Annotated in this window: 16 protein-coding genes; 2 read left to right on the forward strand and 14 right to left on the reverse strand. The window is 34.2% G+C overall.

Features of this window, described 5'->3' with window-relative positions; translation table 11 throughout:
* Window positions 1–417: 417 nt before the first annotated feature.
* From FN795_RS11355 to FN795_RS11365, 3 genes are all read right to left on the reverse strand, one after another.
* A complete protein-coding gene (locus FN795_RS11355; RefSeq protein ID WP_142450683.1) occupies window positions 418–1,020 on the reverse strand; it encodes a DUF4240 domain-containing protein in 603 nt (200 codons plus the stop codon).
* 52 nt (window positions 1,021–1,072) lie between these two features.
* Window positions 1,073–1,423 carry a hypothetical protein gene (locus FN795_RS11360; RefSeq protein ID WP_142450684.1) on the reverse strand — a complete coding sequence of 117 codons (351 nt, stop codon included), beginning with the start codon at window positions 1,421–1,423 and terminating at the stop codon, window positions 1,073–1,075.
* A 117-nt stretch (window positions 1,424–1,540) separates the two neighbouring features.
* Window positions 1,541–1,939 (reverse strand): DUF5958 family protein, encoded by a 399-nt coding sequence (locus tag FN795_RS11365; protein WP_142450685.1) that lies wholly within the window; start codon window positions 1,937–1,939, stop codon window positions 1,541–1,543.
* A 214-nt stretch (window positions 1,940–2,153) separates the two neighbouring features.
* Here FN795_RS11365 and FN795_RS11370 point away from each other — a divergent pair, with 214 nt between their 5' ends.
* Window positions 2,154–3,572 (forward strand): APC family permease, encoded by a 1,419-nt coding sequence (locus tag FN795_RS11370; RefSeq protein WP_142450686.1) that lies wholly within the window; start codon window positions 2,154–2,156, stop codon window positions 3,570–3,572.
* A 106-nt stretch (window positions 3,573–3,678) separates the two neighbouring features.
* Here FN795_RS11370 and FN795_RS11375 read toward each other — a convergent pair whose 3' ends face one another.
* The 6 genes from FN795_RS11375 to dinB form a co-directional block, all read right to left on the reverse strand.
* Window positions 3,679–4,089 (reverse strand): MFS transporter, encoded by a 411-nt coding sequence (locus FN795_RS11375; protein ID WP_142450687.1) that lies wholly within the window; start codon window positions 4,087–4,089, stop codon window positions 3,679–3,681.
* A 241-nt stretch (window positions 4,090–4,330) separates the two neighbouring features.
* Window positions 4,331–4,792: a DUF1810 domain-containing protein gene (locus tag FN795_RS11380; RefSeq protein WP_035652027.1), complete on the reverse strand. Its 462-nt coding sequence runs from the start codon at window positions 4,790–4,792 to the stop codon at window positions 4,331–4,333.
* Between the two features lie 160 nt (window positions 4,793–4,952).
* Complete coding sequence (locus tag FN795_RS11385) at window positions 4,953–5,579, reverse strand: alpha-ketoglutarate-dependent dioxygenase AlkB family protein (protein WP_142450688.1); 627 nt, start codon at window positions 5,577–5,579, stop codon at window positions 4,953–4,955.
* A gap of 45 nt (window positions 5,580–5,624) precedes the next feature.
* Window positions 5,625–7,013 carry an exonuclease domain-containing protein gene (locus FN795_RS11390; RefSeq protein ID WP_142450689.1) on the reverse strand — a complete coding sequence of 463 codons (1,389 nt, stop codon included), beginning with the start codon at window positions 7,011–7,013 and terminating at the stop codon, window positions 5,625–5,627.
* A gap of 118 nt (window positions 7,014–7,131) precedes the next feature.
* Entirely contained in the window at window positions 7,132–10,185 is a 3,054-nt protein-coding gene (locus tag FN795_RS11395; RefSeq protein WP_142450690.1) for a DNA polymerase III subunit alpha, read from the reverse strand.
* Window positions 10,185–11,366 carry a DNA polymerase IV gene (gene dinB, locus FN795_RS11400; RefSeq protein ID WP_142450691.1) on the reverse strand — a complete coding sequence of 394 codons (1,182 nt, stop codon included), beginning with the start codon at window positions 11,364–11,366 and terminating at the stop codon, window positions 10,185–10,187. The genes FN795_RS11395 and dinB overlap by 1 nt, the downstream gene beginning before the upstream one ends.
* Before the next feature lie 87 nt (window positions 11,367–11,453).
* On the opposite strand from dinB, the gene FN795_RS11405 reads away from it, so the two are divergent.
* A complete protein-coding gene (locus tag FN795_RS11405; protein WP_035652120.1) occupies window positions 11,454–12,227 on the forward strand; it encodes an XRE family transcriptional regulator in 774 nt (257 codons plus the stop codon).
* Between the two features lie 63 nt (window positions 12,228–12,290).
* On the opposite strand, the gene FN795_RS11410 is transcribed toward FN795_RS11405, so the two are convergent.
* From FN795_RS11410 to FN795_RS11430, 5 genes are all read right to left on the reverse strand, one after another.
* Window positions 12,291–13,052 carry a phosphatase PAP2 family protein gene (locus FN795_RS11410; protein ID WP_142450692.1) on the reverse strand — a complete coding sequence of 254 codons (762 nt, stop codon included), beginning with the start codon at window positions 13,050–13,052 and terminating at the stop codon, window positions 12,291–12,293.
* A gap of 232 nt (window positions 13,053–13,284) precedes the next feature.
* Window positions 13,285–15,003 (reverse strand): ATP-binding protein, encoded by a 1,719-nt coding sequence (locus FN795_RS11415; RefSeq protein ID WP_142450693.1) that lies wholly within the window; start codon window positions 15,001–15,003, stop codon window positions 13,285–13,287.
* Window positions 15,004–15,078: 75 nt separating this feature from the next.
* Window positions 15,079–16,203 carry a sensor protein KdpD gene (locus FN795_RS11420; protein ID WP_142450694.1) on the reverse strand — a complete coding sequence of 375 codons (1,125 nt, stop codon included), beginning with the start codon at window positions 16,201–16,203 and terminating at the stop codon, window positions 15,079–15,081.
* Between the two features lie 82 nt (window positions 16,204–16,285).
* A complete protein-coding gene (locus tag FN795_RS11425) occupies window positions 16,286–17,365 on the reverse strand; it encodes a porin (RefSeq protein ID WP_142450695.1) in 1,080 nt (359 codons plus the stop codon).
* Between the two features lie 15 nt (window positions 17,366–17,380).
* Entirely contained in the window at window positions 17,381–17,680 is a 300-nt protein-coding gene (locus tag FN795_RS11430; protein ID WP_142450696.1) for a hypothetical protein, read from the reverse strand.
* Between the last annotated feature and the right edge of the window lie 14 nt (window positions 17,681–17,694).

Below are 17,694 nucleotides of genomic sequence, written 5' to 3' on the forward strand. Positions count from 1 at the left end.
TTTATTTTCTACTTATTTTGATTTTTTAAATTATAACACACTGACTAATAGAGTTTTGAGTTGTAATTAAAATATAAAATAATATTATAATGTGAAACTCAATTTATGTTTTTAGTAATCATTTTAGGAATAATTTATAATTTACTGTTGTGTTTTTGTTTAACGACCGAAATTTTTTTTCAATTTAATTTTTCGCTTTGTTTTACTATTTTATTTTGAGTAAAATGAAAAAAATAAAATTTAACAAAATGTAAGAATTTAATGGTGTTGATTTTCTGTGTTTTAGGTTTTTTTTTGAAAAGAAAAAGCTGCAAGTTTTACCTGCAGCTTTTTTTTAAGTAAAGTTATTTCATTTTATTTTAAGCTATAAAGTTCTACTTAATGTAATTTTAGTTTTAATGAAATTCGCAAAAGAATTTATTGAAAATTAGCCGAATACTTAGCATAAAGTTTAGGGAACATTTTTTGTAGATCATCGCTCTTTTCATTCCATTCATTTCCGGTTGTATTATGTTTTTCCTGAAACGGATATGGCATTTCCTGACCTGTAAGTTCTTCAAAAACGATTCCGGGTAAATATCCAAAACCTTCCCAGTCAAATTCTTCAATAAGATGTGTTTCAGTTTCTACGAGCAATTCAGGATTAGCAGTAATTTTATAATAAAAATCTTTGCCCTGTGCGATAACCCATTCACGGAAATCGTTGAAACTATCATCGCTACAGCCTCCATGGATAATATATATCGCGCCCCAGAGTTCCCAGGTATTTGCTTCGCCTCTAAAATTTCTAAAACTGTTACCAAATAAAATTAATTCATCTGCCGTCAGTTTTCTGAGTTCATTTGCTAATTCTTCCTGTTGTTCTTCAAAATTGCCTCCAGAACTGTCTTTTGTTTTTTGAATTATCTTCCAGAATAATTCCTCTTCCATCAGTTTTTCTGAAATTATAAAATCTGTTTTGATAGGTCTGGAATTTTTTTCCTTTTCCGTTTTACCAAAAAATCTGTCAAATATTCCCATTGTCTTTTTGGTATTTGTTAATAAATGTTCTTACACTTTGAAAAAGATCATTTTAAGAACTTAAATTAATTAATCCTCTGAAAAACTGAATACCGCCAAATACAATAGCGCCCCAGAAAATAAAACCAATATGAGCCAATGTTAATATGGTTCCGCCAATGCACCATAAAGCGCCATACAGCATATCTTTTTTAGCCTGAGCATGAATTGCTTCTTGTTGCGCTTCATTGATCTTCATTTCTATTTTTTCGACAATCATAGCGGCAACATCAGGATCTAATCCTTGTTCAATTAGAATATTTTTAGTTTCATAACCTGATTTTCGTTGATTTAAAATGAGATTAGCAGCTATATTGTAATGCTGATTAATTAATTCTTGATTATCAATTACAGTAGTTTCCATAAATTAGTTTTTGGTTGGTTGATTTTATTGATTTTCAAATATAAATAGTTGTAACAGGATTATGTTACGTAAAGACGTAAAAGAGAATTTTTAAGTAAAAAAAGTTTAGATTTTATTTTAAAAAAGATGATGCCAAAAATGACTACAACCGTCTTTGCATTCGGTGTTTCGTCTTTCTGTATCGGTTATTTTAAAAATCCACAACAAAGAGGTTATTGTTTTTTCATTTTCATTCTCCGGGAGTGAAACTAATTTTTGAAAAGCAATTTTTGTTGGGAAGGTTTTTAAAAGCACTACTGATGTGTAAGTTGGCTTTAATGGAATAGTATTTAAAGCAGTTTGATAAGACTCAGAGTTATAATCAATTTTGTCAGGAATAGAGTTGATAATGTAATTATGCAGAGTTGTAAATAACTCTTTAAAATTATAGTCATTTTCCAATAAAAGGGCTAAACCAACATTAAATTCGAGTTTGTCTTGCGCAATTTTGTTGATTATTTTTTCTGTTTTCTTCAATTGAGTTTTTGCTTCTTTTTTTGGAATAGTTTTTCAAATATAAATAGTTGAAATAATATAAACTTACGGGAATACGTAAAGAGGCTCTTTTTGCATAATTGAAATTTCATGAGCAAATCCTGATTTTATTTTTAAAGAATAACTCGAATTTGGAATTTGAATATTAGGATTTCAGAAAAAAGTATATCTTTAACCAACCCAAAACCAAAAAAAAATGCAAGAAAACGAACAAGACCAGGAACATTTTAAAAGAGAACTCGGATTATTAGACGGAACCATGCTTGTAGTGGGTTCTATGATTGGATCTGGGATATTTATCGTAAGTGCCGATATTGCCAGACAAGTTGGATCAGCCGGCTGGCTAACGCTTATTTGGCTAATCTCAGGATTAATTACCATTATTGCCGCTGTAAGTTATGGAGAACTTAGTGCGATGTTCCCAAAAGCGGGAGGACAATACGTATATCTAAAAGAAGCTTATAATAAATTAATTGCCTTTTTGTACGGCTGGAGCTTTTTTGCTGTAATTCAAACCGGGACAATTGCTGCAGTTGGTGTGGCTTTTTCAAAGTTTGCGGCCTATCTTTATGAGCCGTTTAGTGATGAAAATATTTTATATGAATTAGGTTCATTTAAACTTAATGCAGCACAGCTTGTATCGATTTTTACCATTGTGGTGCTGACTTTCATTAATAGTCGTGGAGTTAAAAACGGTAAAATTCTGCAAACTGTTTTAACAATAATCAAAATTTTATCTTTGCTGGGGTTAATCGTTTTTGGATTAACATTGGCTGCAAAAGCTTCAATTTGGGATGCCAACTGGGCTGACGCCTGGACAACACGTAGTTATAATACAAAAAGTGAATCATGGCTTCCAATTAGCGGAACAGCTTTAATTACTGGAATTTCAGCTGCAATGGTTGGTTCTTTATTTTCAAGCGATGCATGGAATGGCGTAACTTTTATTGCCGGCGAAATTAAAAACCCAAAACGAAATGTTGGTTTAAGTTTGTTTTTAGGAACCTTTATTGTAACAATAATTTACGTTTTGACAAATTTGATGTATTTGGCTGTTGTACCACTTCAGGAAATTGCGACAGCAAAATCAGATAGAGTAGCAGTTGTGGCCTCGCAATATATTTTTGGAGATATTGGTACGCTAATTATTGCAATCATGATTATGATTTCGACTTTTGCCTGCAATAACGGATTAATTATGGCAGGAGCCAGAGTTTATTATACAATGGCAAATGATGGGTTATTCTTTAAAAAAGCTGCAGTTTTAAATGAATCAAGTGTTCCTGCATGGGCTTTGTGGGCGCAATGTATTTGGGCTTCGGCTTTATGTTTGACGGGAAAATATGGTGATTTATTGGACTTCGTAATCATCATCGTTTTGATTTTTTACATTCTGACGATCTACGGAATTTTTATTTTAAGAAAAAAAATGCCAGATGCTGAAAGACCTTATAAAGCTTTTGGATATCCGTTTTTACCAATGTTATATATCATCGTTGCAACCGCAATTTGTATTTCATTATTATTTACAAAATTTTCAACTTGTGGGTGGGGAGTTTTAATAATGCTGGCAGGAATTCCTGTTTACTATTTAACAAAACCAAAAGAGGAATAAATTTGTTTGCTTCGCCGATTCGGCTAAAGCCTCGCGTCAGGTTTGAAGTTTCAAACTTTGATTATAAAAAAAGCGTCTTGTTTATTACAGGACGCTTTTTTTATTTTTAATTGTTAGTATCCGATAAATCATTATCAATTCTTTCTGCGGTTGGTCTTAAAAAAATCAGATAAATTAAAATAAGGATTCCAAATAAAATAAAATCGGGATTTAAAATTAAGATAAGAAATGCTGCTCCTTCAAGAACTGCCCAACGCAAGATAGATGCAGTTTGGTAGATTGGAAATTTTTCTTCCAATTTTAATTTTGGATTAATTTGTTTTAATTGAGATTTGAACAAAAAACTGCTTAAAACAAATGCTAAAACAGGAATCACAATATATATTACAGAAGATGAATCAATAACAGGAATTTGTAATTTCTCAATTGAAAGATCACCTAAAATATAATAAGCCACAATTGTTCCTGCGCAAATAGCAAGATGAAGAATTTGGAGTGTTTTAATTCTGTCAGACATGATTTGGTTTAAATTATAAAGTGGTTTGTATATGCAAGTTAAGATTAATTACTTGAAAAATAATGTTTTAGGTAATTAGAGTGTTGTTTTTTGAGTTTTCTTTGGAAACTCATCGTTTTTTGAAAAAGCAAAAAAAATTATTGCCACAAATGAAATTTGCCTGCAAAACGGATGAGTAAAAATAAAAAAAAACACTGCGGTTAGGCAGTGTCTCTTTGATGCAAATAATCTGAAAACCGTTTTATAACGCAACAGGTTCAGCAGAAGATTTTATTGTTGAATTAATAATAGACAAAGTAAGCGGATCAGATTCTCCTGAGAAGAAAGCTTCCAGAATTTCCTGAAATATCGGATTTGTGTTTTCAACTAAAGAAAAAAGCGTCATAGACGAACGCAATTTGCGTGCATCTAAATCTCCAAAAATTCCATCAGCTGATTTCATTTTAAAACTTAATAAAAGTTCTGAAATTTCGATCAAATGTTTTCCTAAAATAGGATGTTCCAAATAATCAGAAGCTTCTTTTAAATCGTTAATGGCATAAAGATTTGCTGTATCGCTTTTGCCCAAACCTTTTATTTGCGGAAAAATGAACCACATCCAGTGTGTTTCTTTTTTCCCTTTGCTGATTTCAGAAAGAGCAGTAAGATAAAGTTTGTTTTGCGCATCTAAGAAACGCGATAAATCATTGTTAGAATAAGCCATTATGGTATTGTATTTTGAAAAAGGTTGCAAAAATAGTAAAAAAGAAAGGGTCTGCCTAATAAAAGGTTCATACAGTGTGTGTTTTAACTTTTTAAAGAAGGAATATCTTACTGTTTTTTTGACTGAAAAAACTTTTTAAGAGCATTCAATTCTATAAAAATCAAAGATTTCGATTGGTTCTTCTAAAGGTAAGATTGATCCTCGGTAAAACATCTCGTGCGGTTTTCGGAACCTGATGTTGCCAAAAACTATTGGTCGTTCCTGCCATTAATAAAAAAGAACCATGATGTAAAGGAATCTCAACTTGATCAATATCTTTTCGAAATTTATGACGCAATCTAAACATTCTGGTTTCGCCAAAAGTTACCGATGCTATAACAGGATTTGGTCCCGTATTATGTTCCTTGTCGCTGTGCCACGCCACGCTGTCGTTGCCATCTCGATATAAATTTAAAAGAAGACTGTTGAAATCTAGTTCTGTTTCTTTTTCAACACGGCCTCTGATAGTCAGTAAATCGTAGGTCCAGTCGGGGCCTTTTTGATCGGCACCCGGATTGTCTTTGTCTTCATACCAGGAAATCATTCTTGGGGCTGTAACGATTTTATCAAACATTTCCATTTCGTATTCTCGCCATTTGGTTTTGCGAAGTATTCTTTCATAAAAACGATCAGATTCTTCTTTACTAAAAAAATTATCGATCAAAATTAATTCGCAATCCGGCAAATCGTATACAATTTTACCACTGCTGCCTGTAGTAAATAATTCGGTGTCGCTAAATAGTGTCATAATTCATATTTTAGTTTTACAGCTCTATTTTATGTTTTATTTGGTTTAGGAAGCTTTACTTAAAAAATGTTTGTTGAAGAATACTTTGCCAGGATGTTTTTCGGCATAAGTAAAAATTAACTGCTCAATATATTGATTGCTTTTATAAAGCGTAACATAACTTTTTACATCTTCTGGATCATGAATGGCAACATCTCTCGGAATATATCCCATTCCATGAAAATGGCCATTTTCAATCCAGATGCAGCTGCGTTCCTCTTTAGATCTTCCTTTGTCTATAATGGCAAAAGTGGGTCTGTTATTTAAGAAAAAATCAATAGCATTGTCAACTTGTTCGTTGTGAAGCAGAATATCAGGCAGGCTTTTTACATCATTATTTTGCGGAAGCTCTGCTTCTTCAGGTCTTGAATATTTGCAAAATCTTTGATCAATTTCAAATTGTTCAGCCAGACTTCTCAATAAATTTATAGCGTTATACAAACTATTAAATTCATGAATACAAGTCTGAAATTTGCTTAGCTTTCCAACAGCCAAATATTTATATCCGTTTCTTGCCTCATATTGATAAATGCCAAATCTTGCTTCAAAACGTTTTAATGCTCTATTGTAGGCTGGCCAAAGCTGTTTTATTTCGGTACATTCTAATAAAAGCGCCATTAATTCGGTGGCACAGATTTCAAAGGAAATTGCATGAATGTCTCTCAGGAAATGCTGTCTCTGAGGATTGATATTATTGCCACTAAAATGCGATGCCACACGTTTCTTTACATTGATGGCTTTACCTACATAAATCACTTTCTTTGCCTGATTATAAAAATAATAGACACCTGGTTTTTCTGGTAAATTATTAAAGTCATCTGGCGGAAGGTTTGGAGGTAAACGCTGATCCTGCGCCGTTTTTTTGATCATTTTTTCTATTTCTCCTTCATTGTCCCATTCCAGTAAAAGCGAAAATAATAGGGCAGTGGCGTCTGCATCTCCACCAGCTCGGTGTCTGTTTTCTAAAGATATATTTAAAGAATTACAAAGATTTCCTAAACTGTAAGAGCCTAAACCAGGTTTGATTTTTCTAGCCGCACGGACGGTACAAAGTTTTCTTGCCGACCATTTAAAACCCGACTGTTCCAACTGATGATGTACAAACGAATAATCGAAGTTGACATTATGCGCTACGAAAACACGATCAGTCAACATTTCTAAAACCTTCTCTGAAATATCATCGAAAATAGGAGCATTAGCAACCATTTCATTATTAATTCCCGTTAATCCAAAAATAGAAGGAGGAATATCCTGTTCTGGATTTACAAGAGTTTCATAACGATCCAACACTTTTGTACCATCATGAATAATAATGGCAATTTCTGTAATACGGCTACCACTGGCATTTCCGCCTGTGGTTTCGATATCGACTATGGCATATTCCTGATTTTTCATTTTTATATAACGTAAGTTTTTCTTTAGTTATTTAAATATTTAACACATAGAATTAAAGTTGAAAATGGCGTCTCTACAAGCTAAAAAACTATTTTTCTATGTGTTAAATTATCCTCATTTAAAATTTCATTCGGTGTCTTGGCAGATTAATTTCATGCCCCTGCGGATAAGGTTTTCGATGTGTTAGGCTTATATCTTCTTTAATTTGGTTTTGTGTTCTAAACTGATCTTTCGAATCCATATATCGCGGATCTGGAATGAAAGGCATTTTCGCCATTTTAGTAATGGTGATTGTTGGAAAATGATAATCAACTTCGACATTTCCTAACAAAAGATAACAGCCTCCGCCCTGAAAAGGATATTTCTCTAAGCTATCCGGAAAATGTGCCGTATCAAAATAAGTACCTTCATGATCGATCCAGGTTCCAAAATACATAGTGCCTTTTTTGGTCGGAACGTGTTTTCTCGAAATTAAATACGCCAGCATTCTAACTTGTTTTTTATGATACTGAACTAAATCTTTAGCCATAATATCGCCTCGATGTTTGGTTTGGAGAAGGTCAAAAACAGTGCATGAAACAGGAAAACTTAAAAGCTCAATTTCATCAAAAGCATCTTCAAAAACGGAACGTTCTAATTTTGGGAGTTTGTATTCTTTAACGGGTTCCTGTAGTAATTTCAAATCTCTATTTTCGGGCTTAAAATTATTTAACAGCAGACTGGCAGTTACCAAAAGCTGATTTTTAGTTTTCCCTGTAAAACGAAATGCATCAATAAAAATTAGAGTTTTAATGCCTTCAATCCCAATTGGAATTCGATTGATAAAATCTTCCAGAGAATTAAAATCACCTTTTTTATTTCGATCTTCTTCAATTAAATGTGCGATTTTGGATTCCAAACTCTGAATGTGCATAAAACCGAGATAAATATCGGTACCATATAAAGTAGTCTGATATTCGCTTTTATTCACACACGGATTATGAATTGTTCCGCCAGACATTCTTGCTTCGTGTACATACACTTCGGTTCTGTAAAATCCACCCTGATTGTTGATTACCGCTGTCATAAATTCGACCGGATAATTGACTTTCAGATACAAACTCTGATAACTTTCAACTGCATAAGAAGCCGAATGCGCTTTGCAGAAAGAATATCCCGCAAAAGATTCAATCTGGCGATAAATTTCCTGACTTAATTGTAATGGATGTCCTTTTTGAGCACAACTCGCGAAGAAATTATCTTTTACTTTCTGCAACGCTTCCAAAGATCTTCCTTTTCCTGACATGGCACGACGAAGAATATCACCGTCAGGAGCGGGAAGTCCGCCGTAATGCTGGGCGATTTTAATCACATCTTCCTGATAGACCATAATGCCGTAAGTTTCGCCAAGATGTTCTCTGAAAACCTCATGAAAATACTCAAACTGAGTTGGGTTATTATGACGAAAAATATACTCTTTCATCATTCCCGATTGTGCAACGCCGGGACGAATAATAGACGACGCAGCGACAAGAATTTTATAATTATCACAATTTAAACGACGCAGTAAACCACGCATAGCAGGACTTTCGATATAAAAACAGCCAATTGTATGTCCTTTTGCTAAATAAGAATTGCAAACGGCCTCGTCTTTAGAAATTGAAGTATCACGAATATTAACTTTTATACCTCGGTTTTTGGCAATCAGTTTTACGCTGTCGTCAATATGTCCGATACCACGTTGACTTAGAATATCAAATTTGTCAAAACCAATTTCTTCGGCAATATGCATATCAAAAAGTACGATTGGAAAACCTTTTGGTGGCATTTCCAATGGCGTATAATTCGTAATTGGTTCTTCAGAAATTAGAATTCCACACGCGTGCATGCTTCGTTGATTGGGATATTTTCCCATCATTTGTCCGTATTCCTGAACCAATTTTACAATTTTATTGGTTGGATGAAGTTCTTCTGGATTTTTTGCCAAAAGATCTAATTCTTCTTTAGGAAGCCCGAAAACTTTTCCAACTTCCCTAAAAATAGAACGGTATTTAAACTCAACATTTGTACCGCAAAAAGCTACATGATCTCTGCCGTATTTTTTGAAGATATATTCTAAAATTGTGTTGCGTTCCTGCCAGCTCCAGTCGATATCAAAATCAGGAGGAGTTTTACGATTGAGGTTTAAAAAACGTTCAAAATATAAATCTAATTCGATGGGACAGATATCGGTAATTCCGAGGCAATAGGCAATAATACTGTTGGCACCGCTTCCGCGTCCGATGTGCATGAATCCTTGACTGTTGCTATACTGAATAATATCCCAGGTAATTAAAAAATAACCGCTGAATTCTAATTCGTCAATTACTTTTAATTCTTTCTTCACACGAGCTTTTGCTTCAATATTTTCGTTTCCGTAACGTTTTTCAAATCCTTCCCAAGCCAATTCGGTCAATTTTTCTAAATCTTTTTGACGGTTTTCAGTATAGAATTTTTTATTTCTTTTAGCTGAAAAATCATATTGAAAATTACAATCGTCGATGATGCGCTGTGTGTTTAAAATGATTTCAGGATATTTTTCATAGAATGGCAGAATCGATTCTAGTGGTTTCATCATATCAGAAACTTTGCAATAATCTGCTTCTGTAAGTTTCGATAAAATAATATTGGTGTCAATAGCTCTAAGCACTTTATGCAGATTGTATTCTTTTTTACTTCGAAAAGTTACAGGCTGTAAAATCACCATTTTGGAGATTTTATTTTTATGTTTTGAAGTCAGAAGACCTGAAACTTCTTCAGGACGAACTCCGATAAATTCATTTTCGAAAAGCGTTTCAGGAGCATTTTCTAAAGTATAAATCACAAAAACCGACTCGAATTTTGGAGCACGCAAAGGCAAAGTTTCTCCGCTGAAATTATATTTCGTTAAGAATCTGTTCATTTCTGCTAAACCTTCTGCATTTTTAGCTAGACCAATATATAGGAATTGATGATTGCATCGAAATTCCATTCCAACCAAAGGTTTGATTTCTTTTTCCTGACACGCTTTTATAAAATCGTAAATTCCGGTAACGGTATTAATATCTGTTAATGCCATTACTTTAATATCATGCAAAACCGCTTCAGCAATCAATTCCTTAAGCGGAATTGTGCCGTAACGTAATGAATGATAGGAATGACAATTAAGATACATTATTTCTTGCGTTTTAAAATTTCGTCTTTAGTGTTTGGTTTAAAATGAGCTCCGGCACAGCGCATTACGGCATCAAAACCATAACGACTTTTCATTTTGTCCATCGCTTCGTAAAGTGAAAGCATTTCCTGAGTATCCTCAAAAAGATCAATTTGATAGGTTCCGCGCACGAGTCCGCTAAAGCGAATACCAATCAAACGCAGACGCATACGACGTTGATACACTTTCTCAAAAAGTTCTATTACATTTTTAGTCAAAATATGATCGGCAGAGGTATAAGCCACTCGGGATTGTTTGGTTTCGGTATCAAAATTGGCGTAACGTATTTTAACGGTAACAGTTGAGGTTAGCCATTGTTCCGCACGAAGCTGAAAGGCCAGTTTTTCGACCATTCCTAATAATATTCTTCTCAGTTTTGCAAGATCAATAGTATCCTGCGAAAAAGTAGTTTCAGTAGAAATTGATTTTCGTTCGGTATAAGGTTCAACAGGTGTATGGTCGATTCCGTGTGCTTTTTTCCAAAGTTCCAAGCCATTTTTACCTATCATCTGTTGTAAAACTTCGGCAGGCATCTCAGCTAAAGTCTGAATTTTTCGAACGCCGATTCGAGATAAAAGCTGAAAAGTAACAGCTCCAACCATTGGAATTTTCTGAATTGAAAGCGGATTTAAAAAGTCTTGTACTTCTTGTTCTGGAATTTGAAGATTCCCAACAGGTTTGCCTTCGCCAGTCGCAATTTTAGAAACCGTTTTGTTAATGGATAATGAAAAACTAATCGGAAGTCCGGTTTCTTTAATGACTTTTTGAGCCAGTTCATTTGTCCATTTATAACTGCCGTGAAATTTGTCCATTCCAGTAATATCCAGATAAAATTCATCGACACTTGCTTTTTCTAAAACAGGCGCTTTTTCCTGAAGAATTTCGGTAACATCATGAGAAAGTTGCGAATATAATTCCATGTCGCCTTTCATCACTTTTGCGTCAGGGCAAAGCTTTAATGCCATACGAATCGGCATGGCAGAACGAACGCCAAATTTACGGGCTTCATACGAACAAGAAGCAACAACACCGCGGTCTCCTCCACCTATAATAAGCGGAATTCCGTTAAGTTCTGAGTTAGTGCGTCTTTCACAGGATACAAAAAAGGTATCCAAATCCATATGTACAATTGCCCGTGCCATTTTCCTTTGTTTTTGTATGGAACAAAATTAGCACAGGTGATAACAATTTTTTGTATATTTGCTGTTCCAAATTATAACAAATTAATTATGTCCTTATTTTCAGACAACATCAGAGCACTAAGGGTTAAGCATAAAATATCACAAGAAAAATTAGCTGAAAACCTAAGTATTACAAGAGGAAGATACGTGAAATACGAAGACGGAACTTCGGAAGCACCGTATGACATTTTAAAGAAGATTGCATTATATTTTCATATGAGTATCGACTTGATATTATCTGTCGATATACGTAAAATTGATGTGCAAAATTTGATAAAACTAGAAGGCAATCGACTTATTTTACCAATCCAAGTGGATAGTTTTGGAGAAAATTTTATTGAAATTGTATCTCAAAAAGCAAAAGCCGGTTATCTAAATGGATATGCTGATCCAGAATATATTGAAAGTTTACAGCAGATTACACTTCCTTTTTTGGGACCAGGAAAACACCGCGGATTTCCCGTTGAAGGTGATTCAATGCCTCCACACGAAGATGGTTCTATTATTATTGGCCGTTATGTGGAAAAGTTGGGAGAGGTAATGGATGGAAAAACCTATATTTTGATTACCAAAAATGAAGGAATGGTGTACAAGCGTCTCAATAAAAACAAAAAGAACGCTTTGGTTTTAGAATCGGATAATAGTTTTTACCCAAATTATGAAGTAAAAGCTTCTGATATTTTGGAGATTTGGGAATACGAATGCAACATCGGCCGTTCGGATAAGAAACAAGAAATATCGGAAACCGGAGCAATGAAGGATTTGCTTTTAGAATTGAAACGTGAAGTTCGAGAGATTAAGAATAATACTTCGAATGCATAATTTTTTTCGCCACGAATTCACGAATTATTTTAATCAAAATTCGTGAATTCGTGGCGAAAAAATCTAAAAAACCTTCACAAAACTCAAACCATATTGCTGTCCGTTATAAAAAGGAGCAATCATAGAAGTTGATTTACTTTCAGATGAAGATTTGAATAACTTTTTTGTAATATACGGATTCATCCAATAGGCGATTTTGGTACTCAAAATCCCGATTCCGGCACCTGCAGCGACATCAGTCAGCCAATGGCGATTGTTGTAAATTCTAAATAATCCCGTTCCCGTTGCAACGGCATAACCGGCAATTCCGTACCAAATCGATTTGTCTTTGTATTCTTGCCATAAAAATTCAGCTCCGGCAAAAGCAGTTGCTGTGTGTCCAGAAGGAAAAGAATTATTCGAACTTCCATCAGGTCTTTCTTCATGTACAATCGACTTTAAGCTCAAAACTGTTGTTGCCATTATAACATAAGAAGTCACAAATATTACCGAACGATCGCGCATATTATTCTTGCCTTTTACACCAAAAGCATTCAGAGCATAAACAGATGCCGCAGGCGCATATTGCGAGAAATCATCAATCGTAATTTTCTCGTCAATATCCTCGGTAACTTCATCCTTAATTTGATGATTGAAACTTAGTAGCTGATCACTTTCTAAACCAATTACGCCATAACCAATTAATACACTCGGAATAATTAGTTGTTTGTAATTGAATTTTAAATGGTTTGAAGTGCTGTCAATTTTAGTAATCGAATCATTTTGCTGTGCATTCGCAGAAAATAATCCAAATAGAAATACCAGAGAAATGGCTTTGTAAAACATCTTTCGTTGTCGTTATATTTTGCAATATTAACGAAGGTTTTTGCCAACTATTTTTCTCTTAATTGAACCTTAAGGGAATATTAATTTGTTGGTTTTAAATGAGGTAGTTGAATTAAGATTGGCTAAATTTTGAAATTATTTTAAGTGTCAGTCTGAGCGAAGTCGAAGGGTTTTAAAGTACGAAAGATCTTCGACTTCGTTCAGACTGACAGACCTAATAAAATGAATTTAGCTAAACTTTCAATGAAAACCAAAACGTGCTCCCCAACCCCAAATTACTCTCAACACCAACATTTCCATTTTGAGCTTCAATAAATTCTTTACTAATAGCTAATCCCAATCCAGTTCCAGATTTTTGACTTCCAGGAACCTGAAAATATTTATCAAAAACTTTGTCTTTATATCTTGTATCAATTCCTTTTCCAGTATCGATAACCTGAAAAACGATTTGATTTAATTCTTTTTTTAATTTGATATGAATCGTGCTTTTTTCAGAAGAATATCGAATCGCATTTGACAAATAATTAATCAAAACCCAGCCTGTTTTTTCACTGTCGGCTTTTACTTCGCTTAAGTTTTCATCGGCATCAACAATTAATTGAATCTGTTTTTGTTCTGCCTGAACTTTTACCGCTTCAACAGCATAATTTACAATTTCATGCGGATTGCTTTTTTCAATATTTAGCTGAATATTTCCCGTTTCTAATTGAGATAGATTTAGTAATTCACCTGTAATTTTCAACAATCGCTGACTATCCTCTTTTATACTTTCTACCAATTGTTTCTGATCGTCGTTCATGCCGCCTGTTTTTTCATTTTCAAGCAATTTCAGACTTAATTTTATCGAAGCAATTGGTGTTTTTAATTCGTGCGAAACGGTGGCAATAAAATTGGTTTTCGCAAAATCCAATTCTTTAAAAAGTGTAATATTTCGTAGAATAATTACATCGCCAATATTGATTTCTTTTTCTTCGCCTGTTGGAATTATGGTAATATTCAGAATTTCTTTTTCGAAATAACTTTCTTTTCCGTGCGCATAAATTTTAAGAGGTTGTTTTTTAGGAGAATCTGATTCCTCTTTTAAAATCAAAGAACGAATCAAATCATTCGACAAGGCTAGAGTAGAAGCCGATTTACCAATAACATCTTCCAGTTTAAGACCAATAATTTTCAGCGCTTCATCATTGGCAAACAAAACAATTCCTTCATGATCTAGACCAATAATAGGATCGTTCATGTTATTGATTAAAGTTTCCAGTCGCTTCTTTTCGAAAAAGAGTTTGTACAAATTACTGTCGTTATATTCCTGAAGTTTCTGCGCCATCGTATTAAACGATTTGGCCAAATCTCCAAATTCGCTATGACTCGTAAAATGAACACGTTCAGAATAGTTTTTATTCGCAATTTCCTTAATACTCAGCGTTAATTCCTTAATTGGATTTGCAATATTATTTGGAAGATTGACCAGTAAATTAAAAGCAATCAGGAAGCATAAACTTCCAACAATGGCAATCCATAGATTAGCATTTTCGGCGGTATGTTTGGCAATATCGCTTTTCTGTTTTATAGCATCCAGATTCAGTTTCATAATAGCAAAAATATCCTGTCTGATTTTTGCTTTTATGACTTCGTTTGCTCCGTTTTGTTCTAAAAGTGTAAAACTTTTTTCAAGGTTTTCGGTCGCTTCTTTTTCTCCGGGTTCGGTAACATTTTGCGTTTGTTTTTCAAGATATTCCTTAAAAACATGAATCTTGCTATCAGGACTCGCTTTAATTTCATCCAAAGACAAAATCATATTTCGCGAATATTCCAGCGTATTATAATTCGCTTTCAGAATATTCTCAGTATCTGCTTTTATCAAAAAAACAGAATAACCACTCACTAACGAAAGTATGATGATCATTAAAAATAACAATCCAACTCCCAGATTCAATTTGGTTTTAATTCTCATATTTCATTTTTTGTGTGAAATGTTGTTTGTAAAATGTGAAATGAAAACAACATCTTACATCTCACATAAAACATTTTACGATAATATCACAAGATCAACATTTGATAAAGACAGTTTGTTTAGCAAACGCCTGAAAATTGTTGTAGACAAAATTACTTTAAATAAATTCAAATGCGGTTTTCCAATGCAGACAGTTGTAATTTGTTTTTCTTCTACGGTTGCTAAAATCGCATCGGCAATATTACTGTTTTCCACTTTAATTACTTCTGCGCCTAATTGCACGGCGAGTTTAAAGTTATTAATTAAATGCCTTTGTTTGTCTAAAGCAATTTTATTACTGCTTTCCTGCGGAGTTTCTACATACAAAACATACCACAATCCGTTATAATAACTGGATAGTCTTGCTGTTTTTCTAATCACAATTTTAGCCGTTTTATCATTACTACTAATGCAGGCCAAAAGTTTCTCATGTCGTAAAGCATGAAGATTCGGAACTTCATTTTCAACTTTTCGAACGACCTGACTCGCTACTTCTTTCAAAGCCAATTCCCGAAGTTGTAAAATCTGTTCCGATTTAAAAAAGTTCGTTAAAGCCGTCTGAATTTTATCCGGGGTATAAATTTTTCCTTCTTTCAAACGGGCAATCAAATCCTCAGATGTTAAATCGATATTGACGACTTCATCCGCCAATCGCAAAACATTATCCGGAATGCGTTCCTGAACATCAATGTTTGTAATACGTTTTACATCTTCATTTAAACTCTCAATATGCTGAATATTAACCGCCGAAATCACATTAATTCCAGCTTCCAGAATCTCTAAAACATCTTGCCAGCGTTTTTCGTTTTTGCTTCCCTCAACGTTTGTGTGTGCTAATTCATCAACAATAACCACTTCTGGACGAAGGTTGATAATCGCCTGAACATCCAATTCTTCGAGTTCTTTTCCTTTATAAAAAATGGTCCGTCTCGGAATTATCGGCAAACCGGTTAATAATTCATGCGTTTCCTTTCGCATGTGCGTTTCGATGTAGCCAATTTTTACATCGATTCCGTTTTTCAATAACGAATGCGCTTCCTGAAGCATACGAAAAGTTTTGCCCACACCGGCGCTCATCCCAATGTAGATTTTAAACTTTCCTTTTCGTGATTTCTGAATTAAATCGAGAAAGTGCTGTGCGTTATTATTTTCGTTTTCCATATTTTTTGCTTTAAGCGATAAGCTTTAGGCTTTAGGCAGTATAACTTTTAAAAGCTTACTGCTTAAAGCCTATAGTCTAAAGCTAAAATGAAATCGCCAGCGAAGTCGTTACAAACGTATTCGTATCCGTTGGAAGATTGTCTTTATTTGTGAAGATTTCGTCTTTACTTGAAAGATTTCTCGCTTCAATTCTAAACATAACATTATCAGTAACTAAGTAATCAAAGTTAGCCGAAAATCCGTAAGTTTTAAAACCGTTTGGCGTTTCTGTTAAAATGATCACGCCTTTCTCGTCGCTGTAATATTCTCCTCTTGCTGCCAACTGAATTTTATCTGTTGGTTTATATTGCAGAATCAAAACAGGAGAGAACCAAGTATCATATTTATCACTTCCTTTTGCCGACTGTTGAGATCCAATATCAAAACCAGCCGTAATATTTGTCTTTTCCGTTACCTTAAATTGGCCATAAAAGTTGTTGAAATAACGCCATTTTTTATCAATATCCGGCTGTTCATTTCCAACATAAGTACTCCAGTTCAGCGCAACCCGGTCAGACGGTTTGTAAGTAACCTGAGTTCCAAAAGCAGGCGTTTGATTGCCTTCTACTTTTTCAATTCGCTGCCAGCCATTCAAGTACATTCCCGCCAAATACCATTCTCCAGATTCAGATGTATAACCAATTTTAACTCCCGTTTCATAATAAGGAGAATTCTCAGCCAGAATACTTCTCGTTAAAGTCTGGCAATCTTTTCCAATTGCACTTTCAAAACCAATATGCGAAGGCATGATTCCAGCATCAACCCATAAATTATGGTTTTTCGAAATTTTTACGCCAACATTTGCTTCATAAACATTTTTCAACAAACCCTGCTCGGCAGACATATTATACTCGGCATAAGTTCCCGCCATCAAGGCAAAATTCCCCCGAATATTTTCTTTCGAATAATTCACTTTTGCCATTCCTAAATTCAGGTTTACCTCGTTGCTTTTATTGTAACTGTAAAAAAAGTTTGGCCGTGTATGATTCTCAGGTTTCCCGAAATCATAACTATAATAAGCGTCTACATATCCTGAAAACGTAAACGGACTTTTAGATTCTTCTTGCGCTTGTAAATTGCTATAACCAAAAGCGATTAAAGCAGTAAGTATTATTTTTTTCATTTTTGTGGTATTCAATTATTTATTAGTAGATTTTTTAGGAGCTAATCCCGCTATCCGTTTCAATCTTTTGTGTCTCGTTAAAGAAACGAGACACAAAAGGATTTCCACTACTATCGGGGCTAGGGCATTTGGGGTAAAAAGGCGTTTTTGTATTATAATGTTTTCATATCCTAACAGGTTTCCAAAACCTGTTAGGTATTTATTGAAGAATTCAGTTTTCGATTCCAGTTCGCCAAAGTTTGTCATTTCGACGAAGGAGAAATCTTCGTAAGTAACTCCGTCTAGAAATTCGCCAATCTTTGTCGAGCTACTCATGGAGATTGCTTCGC

It is taken from the genome of Flavobacterium resistens (assembly GCF_900182645.1).
Classification (GTDB): domain Bacteria; phylum Bacteroidota; class Bacteroidia; order Flavobacteriales; family Flavobacteriaceae; genus Flavobacterium; species Flavobacterium resistens.

Bases quoted from the DNA above. Each gene is read 5' to 3' on its own strand.
- FN795_RS11405 (WP_035652120.1), top strand. From the start codon at position 11,454: ATGTCCTTATTTTCAGACAACATCAGAGCACTAAGGGTTAAGCATAAA.
- FN795_RS11375 (WP_142450687.1), bottom strand. From the start codon at position 4,089: ATGTCTGACAGAATTAAAACACTCCAAATTCTTCATCTTGCTATTTGC.
- FN795_RS11355 (WP_142450683.1), bottom strand. From the start codon at position 1,020: ATGGGAATATTTGACAGATTTTTTGGTAAAACGGAAAAGGAAAAAAAT.
- dinB (WP_142450691.1), bottom strand. From the start codon at position 11,366: ATGGCACGGGCAATTGTACATATGGATTTGGATACCTTTTTTGTATCC.
- FN795_RS11430 (WP_142450696.1), bottom strand. From the start codon at position 17,680: ATGAGTAGCTCGACAAAGATTGGCGAATTTCTAGACGGAGTTACTTAC.
- FN795_RS11370 (WP_142450686.1), top strand. From the start codon at position 2,154: ATGCAAGAAAACGAACAAGACCAGGAACATTTTAAAAGAGAACTCGGA.
- FN795_RS11360 (WP_142450684.1), bottom strand. From the start codon at position 1,423: ATGGAAACTACTGTAATTGATAATCAAGAATTAATTAATCAGCATTAC.
- FN795_RS11390 (WP_142450689.1), bottom strand. From the start codon at position 7,013: ATGAAAAATCAGGAATATGCCATAGTCGATATCGAAACCACAGGCGGA.
- FN795_RS11385 (WP_142450688.1), bottom strand. From the start codon at position 5,579: ATGACACTATTTAGCGACACCGAATTATTTACTACAGGCAGCAGTGGT.
- FN795_RS11395 (WP_142450690.1), bottom strand. From the start codon at position 10,185: ATGTATCTTAATTGTCATTCCTATCATTCATTACGTTACGGCACAATT.
- FN795_RS11410 (WP_142450692.1), bottom strand. From the start codon at position 13,052: ATGTTTTACAAAGCCATTTCTCTGGTATTTCTATTTGGATTATTTTCT.
- FN795_RS11420 (WP_142450694.1), bottom strand. From the start codon at position 16,203: ATGGAAAACGAAAATAATAACGCACAGCACTTTCTCGATTTAATTCAG.
- FN795_RS11425 (WP_142450695.1), bottom strand. From the start codon at position 17,365: ATGAAAAAAATAATACTTACTGCTTTAATCGCTTTTGGTTATAGCAAT.
- FN795_RS11415 (WP_142450693.1), bottom strand. From the start codon at position 15,003: ATGAGAATTAAAACCAAATTGAATCTGGGAGTTGGATTGTTATTTTTA.
- FN795_RS11380 (WP_035652027.1), bottom strand. From the start codon at position 4,792: ATGGCTTATTCTAACAATGATTTATCGCGTTTCTTAGATGCGCAAAAC.